This window comes from Variovorax sp. DXTD-1 (assembly GCF_003984625.1).
Lineage (GTDB): Bacteria > Pseudomonadota > Gammaproteobacteria > Burkholderiales > Burkholderiaceae_C > Variovorax.
This window is the reverse complement of record NZ_RWKH01000021.1, coordinates 32,253-48,028: the sequence shown is the minus strand read 5'-3', so window position 1 is coordinate 48,028 and position 15,776 is coordinate 32,253. Positions and strand designations below refer to the sequence as shown.

Below are 15,776 nucleotides of genomic sequence, written 5' to 3'. Positions count from 1 at the left end.
CGCGCTCCTGCTATTACTTCTTCTCGGCCGGCGCAGCCGCGGCAGACGCCGCCGGCGCTGCCGGTTGTGCCGCACCGTTAGGCGCCGGCTTCTTCCACGGCACCGCCTTCACCGGCGTGCCGGGCGGCATCATCTGCAGCTTCTGGAAGCCGTCGACCATCACCTGCTCGCCCGCCTTCAGGCCGTCGAGCACCACCCATTGGTTGTCCTTGGCGGCGCTGATCTTCACGGTGCGCTGGTTGATCTTGCCGTCGGCGCTCACCACCGACACCGTGTCGCCCTGCTGCGTGCGCGTAACCGCCTGCTGGGGAACCGTGATCGCGTTGGTGGCCTGCGCCTGCTCCAGCTTCACGCGCACATACAGGCCGGGCAGCAGCTCGCCCTTCGGGTTGGGCACCTCGGCGCGCAGCGTGACCTGGCCGGTGGTCGAATCCACCGTCAGGTCCGAGAACAGCAGCTTGCCGGGCAGCGCGTAGTCGGTGCCGTCTTCCAGCACCACCGTCACGCTGGCGGCCTCTTCGCCGTTGGCGCGCTTGTACTGGCCGGCAGCCAGTGCGCGGCGCAGCTTCAGCACGTCGGACGCCGATTGCGTGAAGTTCACGTACATCGGGTTGATCTGCTGCACCACGGCCAGCTCGGTGGCGTCGCCCTGGCCCACCAGCGCGCCCTCGGTCACCAGCGCGCGGCCGATGCGGCCCGCGATCGGGGAGGTCACGTTGGCGTAGCCGAGGTTGATCTTGGCGGTTTGCACGGCGGCGCGGCCGGCAGCCACGTCGGCCTCGGCTGTCTTCTGCGAGGCCACGGCGGTGGCGTATTCCTGCTTGCTCACCGCATTGGCCTCGACCAGCGGCTTGTAGCGGTCGGCCAGTGCCTTGGCCTGCACGGCGTTGGCTTCAGCGCGCGCCAGCGTGGCCTGCGCGTTTTGCGATGCGGCCACCAGCGGCGCCGGGTCGATGCGGAACAGCAGCTGGCCGGCCTTCACGTCGCTGCCTTCGCGGAATTCGCGCTTCAGCAGGATGCCCGAGGCGCGGGCCCGCACCTGGGCCACGCGCGAGGCTTCGAGCCGGCCCGGGAGTTCGGTGACCAGGCCCACGTCGGTTGGCGCGGCAACCACCACGCCCACTTCGGGCGCCGGCGGGGCACCGCCGCCCGCTGCACCACCCTTGCCGGCGGGCGCATCGCCCTTGGAGCAGGCCGCGAGCGCCAGCACCACGGCAGCGGCCACGATCGCGAGGCGCGGCGAGAACGAAGATTGACGCGAAACATGCAGGAGAGGCATGCGAATCCTTTGAAGCAAAGACGGGAGATGGCGCGTTCGCCAAGCGAACAGAAAGCCTGCATAAACAGCCGGGCCATCGGGGAAGCCCGCTAGTTTACATACATTCATGGATGTATAGTGACAGGATTGAATGGCCCCACGATGCAGAAAGGGCTTGGCTTTACAAAACAGGAGACTTGGTGGCACGTCGTACGAAGGAAGAAGCATTGGCCACACGGCATCGGTTGCTCGATGCCGCGGAGCTGCTGTTTCAGGCGCAGGGCGTCTCGCAGACCTCGCTGCAGCAGATTGCGCAGCAGGCCGGCGCGACCCGGGGTGCCATCTACTGGCACTTCAAGGACAAGGCCGATATCTTCAACGCGATGATGGAGCGCGTCATCCTGCCGCTGGAAGCCGGGCCCAGGGCCGCCGCCGCGGCGGGCAACGACGACCCCTTGGCCGAGATCGAGGAGGGCATGGTGCACGCGCTGACCCTCATGGCCACCGACCCCCAGGTGCGCCGCGTGTTCGACGTGGCCACCCACAAGGTCGAATACACGCACGACATGGCCTCGGTGCAGCAGCGGCACCTGGATGCGCGCAATGCCTGCGTGGCCGATTTCGAAAAGGCGCTGCGCCTGGCCGCGCGCCGCGCCCAGCTCAAGCTCCCGGTGCCCGGCCACGTGGCCGCCCAAGGCTTGCACGCGCTCATCAGCGGACTCATTCAGAACTGGCTGCTCGACCCGACCGCCTTCGACCTGGTGCTTACCGGCCGGCGCACGTTCCGCGTTTACCTGGCCGGGCTGGGCTTTGGGCGGAACTCGGCCGCAGGTATCGGGAACGAAGCCGAAGAAGTCGTCGCTTCATAGGCGATAATGCGGGGCTCCGGTTCTGCCGGAACCCAGATTCCTCGCTGTATTTCAACGGATAGAATTCGGCCCTCCGAAGGCTGAGATCCAGGTTCGATTCCTGGCGGCGGGACCAAATAGCAAGAAGCCGGACACTTTCAAGGGTGTCCGGCTTTTTTGTTTTCTTGTCTGGGGGATGCGGTTCTATCGTCCGATTGGTTCGAGGAAATTTGACCGAATCCGATGCTAGTTGGAGGCCGATGGGGTAGGGGGACTGGGCCGATTCCTCTCCCATCTTCTGGCGCGGTGGATGCCGAGCACCAGGAGGTGCATCGAGTTGAAGTTCTAGAAACGCAACTATGGCGAAGGGATCTTGACAAGCTGCCTGGGTAAGCTCATTCAAGTCCGCCGCAAAGTCGGCTTCAGCCTGATTGCGGCCGATAGGGTTTGACTGCCGAGGGGCTGCGAGCGCCGAAACCGGTCGCTTATGCTTGCCGTACGCAGCTCGATCCGAGTTGTCTGCTAGTCGATCGGCGCCACGGTTTTGGCAAACTCTGCGAAATCGGCAATCGCTGGGTTGCCACAACAACACCAAAGTACCCAACTGGATCGACCTTGTCGGTCGACCGGTAGAACCAGAAACGAGGACCACACTTGTCAGCCATCCACGACTTGATTTCGCAAGTCAGCGACCCACGTCTACGCGATCGGCTAGCGGCCGAGTGGGCCAACGCATCGAGGGGCAAGAAATTCGGCCTCGTGTTCGAGGACCATCTTCCGGAGTTGCTGCCGCTACGCAAGGCCAAGCCGCGACGCGGCGATCTGGTTTGCCGGCGCGATGGGCCGATCAAGGACGTTTGGCAGGTCCAGCAGATCAGGAATGGCATGGCCGTCTGCGTGAAGCCAGGGAGGGAGGCTCAACAGGCCGCTGGGCATACGCCCGATCGCGATGCCCCGGTCGCAGCCTCTCAATGGGCCGTCGAGGAACTCTTGGTCGTTCGCCAGTTCGGCGACCCGATCTTTCCATCACTGGTCCCGGTTGATGCCGTGGCCAACGGCCCGGCGGACGCGCCTTGGCATACGTTGATCGAAGCCGACAACTACCACGCGCTGCAGCTGCTGGAATATCTTTACGCGGGACAGGTGGACTGTATCTACATCGATCCGCCGTATAACACCGGCGCGCGCGACTGGAAGTACAACAACGACTATGTTGACGGCAACGATGGCTGGCGGCACAGTAAGTGGCTCGCATTTATGGAGAGGCGGCTTCAGCTCGCCAAGCGTCTCCTCAGGCCGGACAACTCTGTACTCGTTGTGACGATTGACGAGAAGGAATATCTGCACCTCGGAATGCTGCTGGAGAAGATGTTTCCGGACGCTCGAATGCAGATGGTCACCATCGTAATCAATGCGCCTGGTCAGACGAGAAAGCAGCAGCTTGCCCGAGTCGAGGAATACGCCTACTTCCTTTTCATCGGCTCTGCCGAACCCCCTCTGGTGGCAGATGATCTACTCAACGACAAGCCCTCCCATAATCCGAGCACTGTGCGCTGGGAATCACTCCTGCGTAGTGGGACAAATTCTCGTCGCGTAGATCGCCCAGCGCTCTTCTATCCCGTTTACATCCGACCTGAATCCCGAGAAATGGTCGGAGCCGGTGATTCAAAGCCTCTTGGAACTCCTCGGGATGCTTGGCAGATACCAGCTGGAGCTACTGCGGTTTGGCCGCTAAAGAGCGATGGTTCGGAAGGAAACTGGCGCGCATCTCCTGAATACCTCAGGCAACTGGCAAAGAAGGGTTTCGTTCGAGTAGCAGAGTACCGCCCCGGTGAAGGCCGAGGAACGATCTGGTATCTCGGAAAATCTGCAATCCAGAAGATCGAAACGGGAGAGATCTTGATCTCGGGCCGCGACTTGCAGGGCGCAGTTATCGTTACCCCGAATCCAGAAGTAGCGCACGGTCGAAAAACAGTCGCCAAGACAGTCTGGAATCGCCCCACGCATCACGCTGGATGGCACGGCACAAACTTGGTCGGCGCTGTATTACCGGGCAAGACCTTCCCTTTCCCGAAATCACTCTACTCAGTTGTAGATACGCTGCGTCTAACCGTCGGTCAGAAGCCGAATGGGCTTGTTCTCGACTTCTTCGCCGGTAGCGGCACGACCCTCAACGCAGTCAATCTGCTCAACGCTACAGACGGCGGCCGGCGCCGCTGCATTCTCGTGACGAACAATGAGGTTTCAGCAGACGAAGCCGCTGCTCTTAGCGCAAGGGCGCTGCAGCCCGGAGATGCGGCATGGGAATCGCTCGGCATCTGTCGATCGGTGACATGGCCACGAAACAAGTACACCATTCTCGGGCGACGAGACGATGGCACAGTCCTCTCGAGCGACTACTACACTGGGCGGAACGTAGAACGTGAAAGGGGTCGCCGATTTATGCAGGTTGGCTTTGTCGATCCAGCAACACTGGAGAGTGCTGCTAAGAAGAGGCAGCTTGTTGCGTTGATCGATGCTTTGCCACAGACCTTGGTCAAGGAGCCCTGCCCATTCATCGTGTCGGAAGAGCACAAGGCGAGCGTGCTCTTTGATCCATTTAAAGCTGACGACTGGCTGGAGGCGCTGGACGGCCAAGACCACATTACTGATTTCTACATTGTCACCCCACTCAAGCGAGTGTTCGACCAACTCAAGGCGCAAGTCATAGACCTGCTGGGTCCGCTTCTTGTGTCAGAGGAGGAGCGGCGCCCCATGAGCAAAGGCTTCGAAGCGAATCTCGCGTACTTCAAGCTCGACTTTCTTGAATCCGAGCGGGTATCGCTGCGACGCGCGTTCCGCGAGATTCTTCCGTTGCTATGGCTCAAGGCCGGTGCCGCGGGTCGTCGGCCTGAATTGAAACGCGGAGAGCCCGAGCCGGCCTTGTTTGCGCCAGATGGCAGCAACTTCATTGTGCTGCTCGACGAAACTCGAATGTCGCGCATGCTCAAGTTAATTCGCGGCAGGGAGGGCTTGTCGCACGTCTTCATCGTCACCGACGCCGATGAGTCGTTCAAGAACATGGCCAGGGAGATTCGTGAGATCGCCGAGAAGACCAACCCCGACCTGCAGGTTGCGCAGCTGTACCGCGACTACTTGCTCAACTTCATGATCAACCACAACCAGCATCGGGCAACCACTGGAGCATTGGTCCAAGGCGATGCAAAGGGGGCGCGAGCATGAAGATCTCGTTGTTTGATTTCCAGCGGGAGGCGCTGCACCAGCTGCGTGAAAGAATCGTCGCTGCGCGTAAATTCGCCACCATCGACAACCCACAGGTGATCGCCTTCTCCGCACCTACTGGTAGCGGCAAGACGATCATCATGACGGCGCTGTTCGAGGCCATCCTCGACCAGCCCGACGACGAACTGGCATGGCCACTGGACTGGGAACCGCAGCCGGATGCCGCGATCCTTTGGGTGTCCGACATGCCTGAGCTCAACGAGCAAACCAGACTCAAGATCGAGGGCAAGTCTGACAAGGTCTACCGCGTCAATCAGCTGATCACCATCGACGCTAACTTTGACGCACCGCAGCTGCAAGGTGGGCGCATCTACTTCATCAACACACAGAAGCTCGCGGTGAACCAGCCGCTGACCAATCGCGGCGACGGGCGACAGCACCTGATCTGGGAGACGCTGACTAACACAGCGCGCGCAATCCCCGGCCGCTTCTACGTCGTGATTGACGAGGCACACCGCGGCATGACCTCTGGCCGCGGCGCGCAAGCCGCACAGACACTGATGCAGCGTTTTCTGCTGGGACACTCGCAGTCGGGCTTAGTGAAGATGCCCTTGGTGATCGGTGTGTCTGCCACGCCCAAGCGCTTCATGGACCTGCTGGAACACGCCCCGCACACTGTGCACAAGGTCGCCATTCCAGCCGAAGAGGTGCGCAAGTCGGGCCTGTTGAAGGACCGCATCCTGATCCACCACCCGGAATCGGCCACGACAGCGGAGATGGGCTTGTTGGAGGAGGCGGCGCGACGCTGGAGCCAGATGACGGTGGCCTGGGGCGCCTACTGCGAAGACGAACAGGAGGCGACCGTCTGGCCAGTGCTGGTGGTGCAGGTGGAGAACGGTACCGACCGTCAATTGACCAAGACCGATCTCGCCGACGCATTGACCGTGATCGAGAGCGCGATCGGCCGCCGTCTCAATGAAGGCGAGGTCGCGCACGCGCTGCACGACTCTGGCGATCTGGATGTAGGCGGTCGGCGCGTGCGCAAGGTGGAGGCATCGCGCATCGACGCGGACAAGAACATCGGCGTAGTGTTCTTCAAGACCAGCCTGTCTACCGGTTGGGACTGCCCACGCGCGGAAGTCATGATGTCGTTCCGGCGTGCCGAGGATCACACCTACATCGCCCAGTTGCTTGGCCGCATGGTGCGCACCCCCTTGGCGCGGCGGATCGAGAAGGACGCGGCGCTGAACGATGTGCATCTGTTCCTGCCCTACTTCGATACGCAGGCGGTGCAGGGTGTCGTCGCGGCTTTGCACAACCAGGAAGAGGTGCCCCCGACGGAGGCTGGCTCCAGCCGGGAACTGGTCGTGCTCAAGCGCCGCGAGGGGACCGAAGCCCTGTTCGCAGTTCTGGACGAACTCGTGACCTACCGGGTCAACGCAGCACGGGCGCAGAGTCCCTTGCGCCGATTCATGGCGATTTGCCGCAGCCTGACCGTAGACGAGATCGACGAGGAGGCTTGGGGCAATGCAAAGGCTGAGATCGTGAAGTGGATGGACGATCGAGTTGCCGCGCTGAAGGCCGCCGGACAGTTCGAAGCTGCGGCCAAGGCCATCACCCACGTGGGCTTGCGGACCCTGGCGGTGCAGAACGGGACCAACGTGTCCGAGCCCGGAGCGGACTATCAGATTAGCGCCTCAAGCGTCGACATCGATCGCTTGTTCGAGGAGGCCGGCCGAGCGTTCAGCCATGGATTGCAAATGGAGTACTGGCGCGCCCATGCTGAGCGCCGTGCCGTCGATGTCAAGGTCGAGGCAATCGTGCTGGCACGCGACGCGGCTCAGATGAGCGAGCTGGAGAAGCTCGCTGGCGTGGCCTTTGATGCGCTGTACGACGAGCACAAGAAGTCGATACACAAGCTCAAGCAGCATCGCCGAGCAACCTATGAGAACCTCCGGCTGGCCACCACGACGCCCAGCGACGTGCCATGGCACCTTCCCGACTCGATCGACTTCCGGCGCAAGCCGAGCGATGCCATTTGGGAGCGCCACCTCTTCGTTGAGAGCAGCGGGCAGTTCCGGGCAGAGCTTGGAACCTGGGAGGCCGGGGTGCTCAAGGAAGAGCTGGCGAATCAAGCCGTGGTGGGTTGGCTCAGGAACGTGGACCGCAAGCCCTGGTCGCTCGAGATTCCCTACGAGACTGGCGGGGACGTCCGGCCAATGTTCCCGGACCTCGTGATCGTGCGTAAGACGAGTGAGACCTTTGATGTCGACATCCTCGAGCCTCATGACCCGAGCCTTGGCGACAACTTCGAGAAGGCCGTCGGCCTCGCCAGGTTCGCCCAAAAGCACGGTGCGTTGTTCGGCCGAATTCAGCTGATCCGCAAGCATACGAACGCGGGTGGCGAGCACTTCGCGAGATTGGAGATCAATCAGGCTGCGACCATCAAGCGCTTGCTGCCAATGACCAGTAATCCGCAATTGGATGATCTGTTTGAGGAAATGGCCAAGTAGGGCATGCGGCTTAAGGGGCCGCCGCACGCTATCGCGGCGTGCCTGTATGGCCGTTTGTTGGCACATACCGGTTTTTGACGTCGATTTGTCGATCGACAGCAGTCGCTGCGTAGCCGCGCTTCGGGTATACCCACTTCAGACTGATTGTCGTCAGTCGGCGCCGAAGATCGACTGACCGCTTGTAATGCAAGCGCAATTTGCAGCGCGGCGAACATCGGCGACCGATGTTGACGATACGAGCGCCACGCCCGAGGTGGGCAATGGCAGCTTGACTCGCAACGACATGGGATTGGAGATGCCGTCGGACCAGAAGGCGTTCCAGATTGAGTCGACTTGGGAGCGGAGTTCGCCGGTGAGCATGCTTGATTCGTTGGCTTTTGAGTTCGCCACCATTGCGGGTTGACTGCTTGTCGTTGGGTCAGACCGCCGGCTGCGGCTCGGCCAGCTGGCCAAAGTAGGCCATGCACACGGCCTGCTGGAATGCAGCCGGCAAATGTCCCTGAGAGTGCAGATTTTCCACGGTGCAAACCGCCGCATAGGGCTTGTTTTTTCCGGGGGCTTGGTAGCCCAGCAGCCCTTCGAGGTCGGGGGCCACCATGTGGACCTGAGCAGCTCCTTGAGGGAGAAGCCCGAGGATTTGCTGATTGGTGGCCTGTGCTGCGGGATTGCCTGGGTCCTCGTCGTGCAGAACTCGGTATGGGATGTTGAACGCATTGAGCACACGCAAGAACGCGGGAATGTTGGACTTGCCGTTGCAGTCCACAAGCGAGACCTCTCGCCGCAGACGCAAATGGCGCTCGAATAGCCCCATCAGTTCAGCGGCGCGCTCGAAGGCCGCAATCGCACTGAACTCCTCCATCAGCACGACACGTTGGGCGAAGAAGAGCTCGTTGACCGTGGGGTCGAAACGCGCGACCGTGTTCAGGCGTTGCTTGTCGGTCTGGTTCGGTTGCCCGGGGAACAAGTCCTGTGTCACTTGATGGCAAGACGCGTCCCCTTGGGGCGTCTTGAACATGCGCACGATGGCGCGGTAGTTCGCGGCGATGTCCAGGAAAACCGGGGAATGGGTACAACAAGCCACCTGGGTACCCGGCTGCGCCGCCAGGCGATGTAGGACGTCGCGCATCAGACGCTCCATCTGAGGATGCAGATAGAGCTCAGGCTCTTCGAGCAGGAGAATGGTGCCGCGCTCTAAGCCAGGCACTGCGCCTTGCACGCCCTGAGCCTGGGCATCAGCAAGCAACTGAAGCAGCGTGATGACAAGCGTCCGCTGCAGGCCGTGACCTTGATGGCTCACCTCGGTCTCGATGCCTGCTTGAGCATCTCGGATGACCAGGGAGGTAGACGGTAGCACCATCGTGCGCAGCTCAGGCGCTTCGGTGCGGATGAGAGCCTGGCCGCCGACGACCTCGTTCAGGCTACGGTTGATGCGGTCCTGCAGGTCACGAACCTCCTGAGCCTGCCGGCGCGGGTTGGCGGGGTCAGGACGGAAAAGTGCCAAGACGTCATCCAGAGCCGCTTGGAGCGCGGCCATCTCGGGGCGCTGAGCCAGACTGCGCTCAACGATGAGGTTGATGAGCTTCCCGTACGTCGACGCGTCCTTCGCGTTGGTCTCGTCGCTTGCCTCTTGAACTGCCCTCACCAGGATGGGCCGCGGCAGGATGGAGTTCGCGTTGCTCTTCCAATTGCCGCCGCCGCCGGGATTGGGCACCCAGGCCGCAGCGCCGACCACGACCAGGTCGGGGCGCTGTTCGCGCACGGCAACCTTAAGCGAGTCCCGCGAGCCGACGGTGGGACGCGCCCCCTTGTTTGGCAACGAATCAATGATCGGCTGATAGTCAGCCGGGAACGCTGCCCAGGTTGTGTCTGGATCAGGCCAACCCACAAACTGCTCGAGGCCGGAAAAGGAGTACAGCACTTCCTTCCAACCCCCAGCCTCGCCGTCTTCGCCAAGCTCAAACCAGTAGCGCTTCTTAAGTACCCACCGGTCGCCGTCCATGCGACCGCGCACGGCGACCTGGCCCGTCTCGTCGTCGGTCAAGCTATCGAAATGCCCTATCAGTTCGATCGCATTGGCGTCGCCGGTTTGATGTCGACGAAAGAGCGACGAGTCCTTGATGGAACTGCCACTGAGAAACACGGCGATGGCCGACAGTACGGACGACTTGCCCGCATTGTTCTCCCCGATGAGGACGATAAGGTCCTCCCACTCAAGGATCACGTGCTCAATGCACTTGTAGTTGCGGATTTCAAATCGGCGCAGCCGCATAGCACTCCCTCGGCCGTTTAGGCATAGTTGTCCGTCCAAACTCTTTTGCCACATTTGTAGTCGAATTTTGTACAGCCAGGCTGCGACTCATTCCGCAATACTGAAATGCAGCGGGAAAGCCTTACTTGAATCCCAACATCAGCTCGGATGACTTCGCTGCTATGGTGATCCATGAGGTGCGACTACAAGCGACGCGAGACTCTGCAATTGCTGCGAAGCAGGGCTAGCAAAGCCAGATCACATATCGAATGTGCTGTGAGATACCTTGGAACTCCTAGCGCTTGTTAATGGCAGTGGGAGCCCCCACTTTTGTTGTCGCGATGCAGCCGTTCTTGTCGGTACCTCCCGAGTGCGCAAGTACTCCACAGCTTAAGCAAAGCGCACTGATGAGTATTGCAATCTTCTTCATGACGCCTCCTTGTTTCAATGAGCGCTGGAGTGTGTACCTCCGCTTCTGTTGTCGGGTGGGGGTTTACGAGCGTTCTCCCATGAACATGGGATGAGCGCGAGGCATCGAGCATCGAATGTGACGATGATTTGCTGCGGCCGTTGAATTAAAAGTCTGATTGAGACCGGTTGCTGACGCCCAATGCGCCCAGGCAAATTGGCACTATCGCTGCAAAGCCGCCAGCACCTTGGACGCGACTCGGGACTGTGAAGAGCAAGCTGCCAACGCTGGCCTCAGCCCGCTCGCGTCGTCGAGCCGAGCAAGAGTTCGTTTGGCCCCAGCCAGCCCTGATCGCCGCGAATATGCTGAAGCGCCTCCTTCATTTCTCGCCAAGCCGACTCCTTGGCCTTTGCATCCAGCGGCGCGAGGATTCCATGATCGGTGAACCCGAACTTCGAACGAAGGCGACGTAGGCAGCGGCAAGGGTTGTTCGCGGGGTCACCGAACACCAGTGCGACGAAGCGACCGCTCGGTCGCAGGACTTTGAATGCTGCGGGCAGCGCCGCGGCCGGATTCATGCAGAACATGAGCCCGAGCCTGCACATCGCCGCATCGACAGACGCCTCTGCATGAACCGGCTGCTCCGCGTCTACGACGCGCACGTTGGTCAGGCCGGCCCGTCACCAAGAAACACTAGATGTAGTGTCCAGGCCCTTGCTTTGGCCCCGCATATAGCGTTTCCGATGGATCTGTATTACAGTGCCGAAATGACACCGGCCACGACCCGTATCGACCCTGAGAAGGCGGCGCGTAAGCTGCAACTAGAGTTGTGGGATAGACAGTGCACGCTTTGGCCGGGGCAAAACGTCACCCCGATGGACGTTTGTGATCCTTGGGTTGCTGCACAGTACCTCGGCTTTGAGGTCCAAGAGGGGTGGCTGAGCTGCACTGGAACGCGAAAGGGATTTGAGCTAGGTGGATTCATCAATCGCCCGGCCAGAGTTATTGCGATCTCTGATGAGCAGAAGCCGCGCACGAAGCTTTTCACCCTGGCCCATGAAGTCGGACACTTGCTCATGCATCCGGGGCTTCACCACCACCGGGAAATGCCGATGCATGGACTGACCGAACCATATGCGCCTGCCGATCCGAAAGAGCGTCAGGCGAATCACTTCGCCGGTTGCTTCTTGGTGCCTGGGAAGCAGCTTCGCCTCGCTTTCCTGGCCTGTTTCGGCGTGGAGCACCTGAGGCTGACGGACACCGTTGCATGGGAACTGCTCGGGCCCAGCTACGCTTCGTTGATGAACTCCCCCAATCCCTTGCCTACCTTCGAGCGGCTTGTTGCGCAGGCGAGGCGATTTGGCGGCCGCCACTTCGATGCGTTGTGCGATCTCTTCCAAGTTTCCCCTTCCACAATGGCGATTCGTCTGCGCCAAACCAGCTTGGTATACCTTTAGAAAGATCGAGCCGTGGCGATCGCTTCACGCGGCCGCCTTTGTTGGCTGGAGGCGCCTACGCCTTGACCAGCTTGTGTCGGATGGCGTAGATTTTCCCTACCTTTTCCAGACGCATATGGCCGTGAATCTGTCTGGCCCAAATAAGCAGCCCTCTGGCCTAGGGCTTGCTGGATGTACATGTCCAGCATGATCCGAGACATTGAAGCACGTTGTGCGCGTTGGAAGATGTGGTCAGGGATGGCGGTGGAGCGGCAGATTGCGGTCGTTCGTGTCCATCGGACCGAAGACCGCAGACGCTGCACAGCAGCCTTCGCGAAGGTTCAACGGAGGCGTGTGGCCGAGGCGCATGCGTGGCTGTGATCTCCGCCTAGGACTGATCTCGCAAACAGTCAGCTGGAGCAGCCCGACCACCGATCGCTACGCAGACTTGTTCTTCTTGGCGGGCTTATCCAGCGCCTTGAAGAACTCTGAGGGCTGCACGCCCAGGGTGTCGATGATTTTCATCATGTTCACCATGGCGAGGTTGCGTTCGCCGCGTTCTACGCCGCCCATGTAGCTACGGTCGATCCCGCACTCGTCGGCGAACGACTCTTGCGAAAAATTCATCGCCTTCCGCCGAATTCGCACGGCCTGGCCAAAAGCCACCAGCGCAGGGTGTCTTTCTTCTGGTGGGGGTGGTACTCGGGCCATTTCTCGATGGTCGCCCTAGAAGGTCCAAGACTCCACGGTCCATAAGTCGGCGGTCCATAAAAGCGCGGTCTATAAGTAGCTTTTAAGTTACGATCTTTCCTGCGCGGCGGCAACCGACCGACGCGATACCAATAAGCGGCAGGGGGATTCGAAATGAAGTGCAGGAAGTTTTCTCGAGCGCGGCCCGAGCGGAGGGACGCTGCTCTGAAGCGGATTGAAGGCAAGCCCAAGCGGCTCGCTTGCCTCGCTCCTGATATGCCCTTCGACAGGGCTTTCACGGAATGCAAGACCTTGGCCCAACTAGCGGACTGGTATGACCGCCGCGCGTCCGGTCGCCGAATGTCAGACGATGAGTTAGGTTTCCTTGTCGAGCGTGTGTCAGACCTCAGGGCCACAGAGAAGATGGTGCGCAACGAACGCGCCGTCGCGAAGAAAGCCGATGAGTTCGCTGAATTCTTCTACGGCCGGGACCATCGCAACTTCGATGCAATCCGCGCAAGGCAGATGGTGATCGAAGAGGCGCGGTGCGATGAAGTTCAGCGCCACACGGTGTGGACGCTCGGCTCCAGGCTTTGGTGTCTGCGGGTGCCGAAGGAAAGTACCGCAACCGCATCTACCCACACACTGAAGCTCATGGAGCTTGGCGGACAACTGATCCGCGGCAGCTTGAGGAATACCGAGCACGCGGAGCCGCTGATCTTGGCATTCGCGCAAGGGGTGGTCCTGGGATTCTTTGGGCTCGCGGAGATCGACATCACCAGTGCGTTGGAGGGCGTGAATTTGTGGCGGCGCTGCGAGTTGGCCAGCATTCACCACGTAGGCGTTGAGCGCGGTGAGCGGATTCGCGCGCAGGATGATCGAAACCCGAGTCGTTAGTTTGTCCGCGGCGCAGCCGGGCGACTCTCCCCTTCCTTGCCTATTTCTTGCCCGCCTTGCGCCGCCCCAACCCCACCCGCACAGGCGCCTCATCCACGATCAGCTGCGCCTCCTCCACGTCCTTCCACAGCTGGTCGCGCCGCGCCAGCACCTGCGGCACGGCCTCATGCCGCAGTTGCGCCACGGCCGACACCAGCGCGTTGCAGACGAAGAAGGCCGCGGTGTAAGAGTCGAACGGCGATGCGTTCGACGTGCGCACCTGCACCCGCTGGTGGGCCAGCTTGGCCAGCGGCGCGGCGGGGCTGTCGGTAATGGCCAGCACTTGCGCGCCGGCTTCGCGAAAGCGCTGCGCCACTTTCACCGGCCCGCTGGCGTAGCGCCGGATGCTGAAGGCGAGCAGGGCGTCGTCGGGCTGTATCCACAGCAACTGGTCGGTGGCGGTCACCGCGCCCGCGCCCAGCTCGTGCACGCCGGGGCGGCACATGTTGAGGTGCAGCGCCAGCCAAGCGGCCACGGGGGCGCTGTTGATCTGCGCCAGCACGAAGAGGCGGCCCTTGCCCTTGGCAATGCGCGTGGCCATGGCCTCGAACGCCGCCATGTCCAGGCCGTCACGCGTGGCGGCAATGTTGTGCTGGTCGTGCAGCAGGGCGTCGTCCACGCACTGCTGCAGGCTGCGCTGCGTGCCGATGGTCACGGGGGCGCGCTGGCCGGCCGTCTGCAGCATGGCGGTCACTTCCGCGCGCGCTTCGCGCTGCGCCTCGGCATAGCTGGCGTAGCCCAGCTTGGCGAACAGGCGCACCACGGTGGAGGCGCTGGTGCCGTTGTGCGCGGCCAGTGCGGTGGCGGATTCGAGCAGCGCGTGCGGATAGTCGCGCCCCAGGGCCTCGGCCAGGGCGCGTTCGCTGGCGGTCAGTTCGCCGCCCTGGCGGGTCAGGCGCTCGGTGAGCAGGCCGGCCGATTCTTGCAATGATGATTTCATTGATGTCTCATTTATGAAAAAAGCATTGCAAACACCGACAACGCGTGCAACACTGCGGCCCAAATTTCACCCCGCCGCCGCGGGGTTCATCGAAGGACGAAGATGCAGGATACCCTTGAAGAGAGCCGCTCGCAGGTGCGGGCGCGCATACTGGACTGGTTGGCCGACCAGGGGCAGGCCATGCAAGACCTGTTGCAGAAAGTGGTCGACATTGACAGCGGCAGCCGCAACGAAGCGGGCGTGATCGCGGTGGCCACGGCGCTGCGCGAGCACCTGGAGGCCGCGGGGGTGGCCGTGCAGTTCGAGTCCGTGCCGGGCTATGGCGTGCTGCTGCACGCCCAGGTGCCCGGGCCCGCCGAGGGCGCGCCCATCCTGCTCATGGGGCACATGGACACCGTGTACCCGGCGGGCACCGCGGCGCGCCGGCCCTTCCGCGTGCAGGACGGGCGCGCCTACGGTCCCGGCGTGGCCGACATGAAGTCGGGCCTGGTGATGAACGTGTTCGTGGCCGAGGCCTTCGCGCGCTGCGGTGGGCTGAAGGCGCCGCTGCAGCTGTTCTTCTCGTGCGACGAGGAAATCGGCTCGCCCGCCACGCGCGACCGCATCATGGCCAAGGCGCGCGGTGCGCGGGCGGTGCTCAATGCCGAACCGGGCCGCGTCAGCGGCAACCTCGTCACCAGCCGCAAGGGTTCGATGGTGGTGGAGTTCGAGGTCGAAGGCGTCGCCGCCCATGCGGGCATCAACCACGCGGCCGGCGCCAGCGCCATCGAGGCGCTGGCCCGCAAGACCATCGCGCTGCATGCGCTGACCGATCCGGCCACGGGCGTTACCGCCAACGTGGGCGTGGTGCACGGCGGCATCGTGCCCAACATGGTGGCGCCGCACGCCAAGGCGGAGCTGGACATGCGCTTCACGTCGGAAACCGACCCGGACGAGCTGCTTGCGAAGGTGCGCGCCATCGTCGAGGAAGAATCGGTGCCGCGCACCAAAGGGCGCGTGACGGATGCGCGCCGCACCATGCCCATGAGGCCCACGCCCGACGATCTGATGGCGCTCTACCAGCGCGGCGCCAGGGCGCTGGGCTTCGAGGTGCAGGGCGAGTTCACCGGCGGCGCGGCCGACAGCGGCCTCACCGCCTCGGTGGGCGCGCCCACGCTGTGCGGCACCGGCCCCGTGGGCGGACACGCCCACACCGAGCGCGAATATTGCGAGCTCGCCACCTTCGTGCCGCGCGCCCAGGCCGTGGCCCTGGCCATCCTCGACCACCCCTGACTTT

Annotated in this window: 12 protein-coding genes and 1 tRNA gene; 7 read left to right on the top strand and 6 right to left on the bottom strand. The window is 62.2% G+C overall.

Annotated features, from left to right (window positions below):
- Window positions 1-13: 13 nt before the first annotated feature.
- Window positions 14-1,279 (bottom strand): efflux RND transporter periplasmic adaptor subunit, encoded by a 1,266-nt coding sequence (locus EJI00_RS19220; RefSeq protein ID WP_126749095.1) that lies wholly within the window; start codon window positions 1,277-1,279, stop codon window positions 14-16.
- A 176-nt stretch (window positions 1,280-1,455) separates the two neighbouring features.
- On the opposite strand from EJI00_RS19220, the gene EJI00_RS19215 reads away from it, so the two are divergent.
- From EJI00_RS19215 to EJI00_RS19200, 4 genes are all read left to right on the top strand, one after another.
- Window positions 1,456-2,127 carry a TetR family transcriptional regulator gene (locus EJI00_RS19215; RefSeq protein WP_126749094.1) on the top strand — a complete coding sequence of 224 codons (672 nt, stop codon included), beginning with the start codon at window positions 1,456-1,458 and terminating at the stop codon, window positions 2,125-2,127.
- A 40-nt stretch (window positions 2,128-2,167) separates the two neighbouring features.
- A tRNA-Arg gene (locus EJI00_RS19210) sits at window positions 2,168-2,242 on the top strand.
- Between the two features lie 518 nt (window positions 2,243-2,760).
- On the top strand, window positions 2,761-5,328 hold the full coding sequence (locus EJI00_RS19205; RefSeq protein ID WP_126749093.1) for a site-specific DNA-methyltransferase: 2,568 nt from the start codon (window positions 2,761-2,763) through the stop codon (window positions 5,326-5,328).
- The gene (locus EJI00_RS19200; protein ID WP_126749092.1) at window positions 5,325-7,841 is read left to right on the top strand and encodes a DEAD/DEAH box helicase; all 2,517 of its coding nucleotides are present in this window, start codon (window positions 5,325-5,327) and stop codon (window positions 7,839-7,841) included. Before EJI00_RS19205 ends, EJI00_RS19200 begins: the two co-directional genes overlap by 4 nt.
- A gap of 150 nt (window positions 7,842-7,991) precedes the next feature.
- Here EJI00_RS19200 and EJI00_RS19195 read toward each other — a convergent pair whose 3' ends face one another.
- The 3 genes from EJI00_RS19195 to EJI00_RS19185 form a co-directional block, all read right to left on the bottom strand.
- Window positions 7,992-8,201: a hypothetical protein gene (locus tag EJI00_RS19195; RefSeq protein WP_126749091.1), complete on the bottom strand. Its 210-nt coding sequence runs from the start codon at window positions 8,199-8,201 to the stop codon at window positions 7,992-7,994.
- Between the two features lie 58 nt (window positions 8,202-8,259).
- Window positions 8,260-10,110, bottom strand: coding sequence for an ATP-dependent nuclease (locus tag EJI00_RS19190; protein ID WP_126749090.1), 1,851 nt, complete (start codon window positions 10,108-10,110; stop codon window positions 8,260-8,262).
- A gap of 681 nt (window positions 10,111-10,791) precedes the next feature.
- Entirely contained in the window at window positions 10,792-11,103 is a 312-nt protein-coding gene (locus tag EJI00_RS19185) for a hypothetical protein (protein ID WP_260590786.1), read from the bottom strand.
- A 24-nt stretch (window positions 11,104-11,127) separates the two neighbouring features.
- Between EJI00_RS19185 and EJI00_RS19180 the strand changes: the two genes are divergently transcribed.
- Window positions 11,128-11,955 (top strand): ImmA/IrrE family metallo-endopeptidase, encoded by an 828-nt coding sequence (locus EJI00_RS19180; RefSeq protein ID WP_126749088.1) that lies wholly within the window; start codon window positions 11,128-11,130, stop codon window positions 11,953-11,955.
- A gap of 417 nt (window positions 11,956-12,372) precedes the next feature.
- Here the strand turns inward: EJI00_RS19180 and EJI00_RS19175 are convergent, their stop codons facing one another.
- Window positions 12,373-12,600, bottom strand: coding sequence for a helix-turn-helix domain-containing protein (locus tag EJI00_RS19175; RefSeq protein WP_260590780.1), 228 nt, complete (start codon window positions 12,598-12,600; stop codon window positions 12,373-12,375).
- A 384-nt stretch (window positions 12,601-12,984) separates the two neighbouring features.
- Here EJI00_RS19175 and EJI00_RS19170 point away from each other — a divergent pair, with 384 nt between their 5' ends.
- Complete coding sequence (locus tag EJI00_RS19170) at window positions 12,985-13,521, top strand: hypothetical protein (protein ID WP_126749086.1); 537 nt, start codon at window positions 12,985-12,987, stop codon at window positions 13,519-13,521.
- Window positions 13,522-13,561: 40 nt separating this feature from the next.
- Here EJI00_RS19170 and EJI00_RS19165 read toward each other — a convergent pair whose 3' ends face one another.
- Window positions 13,562-14,500, bottom strand: a complete 939-nt coding sequence (locus EJI00_RS19165) for a MurR/RpiR family transcriptional regulator (protein ID WP_126749085.1) — start codon at window positions 14,498-14,500, stop codon at window positions 13,562-13,564.
- Window positions 14,501-14,602: 102 nt separating this feature from the next.
- On the opposite strand from EJI00_RS19165, the gene EJI00_RS19160 reads away from it, so the two are divergent.
- Window positions 14,603-15,772: a M20 family metallopeptidase gene (locus EJI00_RS19160; protein WP_126749084.1), complete on the top strand. Its 1,170-nt coding sequence runs from the start codon at window positions 14,603-14,605 to the stop codon at window positions 15,770-15,772.
- The last annotated feature ends 4 nt before the right edge of the window (window positions 15,773-15,776 follow it).

Bases quoted from the DNA above. Each gene is read 5' to 3' on its own strand.
- EJI00_RS19220 (WP_126749095.1), bottom strand. From the start codon at position 1,279: ATGCCTCTCCTGCATGTTTCGCGTCAATCTTCGTTCTCGCCGCGCCTC.
- EJI00_RS19200 (WP_126749092.1), top strand. From the start codon at position 5,325: ATGAAGATCTCGTTGTTTGATTTCCAGCGGGAGGCGCTGCACCAGCTG.
- EJI00_RS19195 (WP_126749091.1), bottom strand. From the start codon at position 8,201: ATGCTCACCGGCGAACTCCGCTCCCAAGTCGACTCAATCTGGAACGCC.
- EJI00_RS19190 (WP_126749090.1), bottom strand. From the start codon at position 10,110: ATGCGGCTGCGCCGATTTGAAATCCGCAACTACAAGTGCATTGAGCAC.
- EJI00_RS19185 (WP_260590786.1), bottom strand. From the start codon at position 11,103: ATGTGCAGGCTCGGGCTCATGTTCTGCATGAATCCGGCCGCGGCGCTG.
- EJI00_RS19180 (WP_126749088.1), top strand. From the start codon at position 11,128: ATGAACCGGCTGCTCCGCGTCTACGACGCGCACGTTGGTCAGGCCGGC.
- EJI00_RS19170 (WP_126749086.1), top strand. From the start codon at position 12,985: ATGTCAGACGATGAGTTAGGTTTCCTTGTCGAGCGTGTGTCAGACCTC.
- EJI00_RS19165 (WP_126749085.1), bottom strand. From the start codon at position 14,500: ATGAAATCATCATTGCAAGAATCGGCCGGCCTGCTCACCGAGCGCCTG.
- EJI00_RS19160 (WP_126749084.1), top strand. From the start codon at position 14,603: ATGCAGGATACCCTTGAAGAGAGCCGCTCGCAGGTGCGGGCGCGCATA.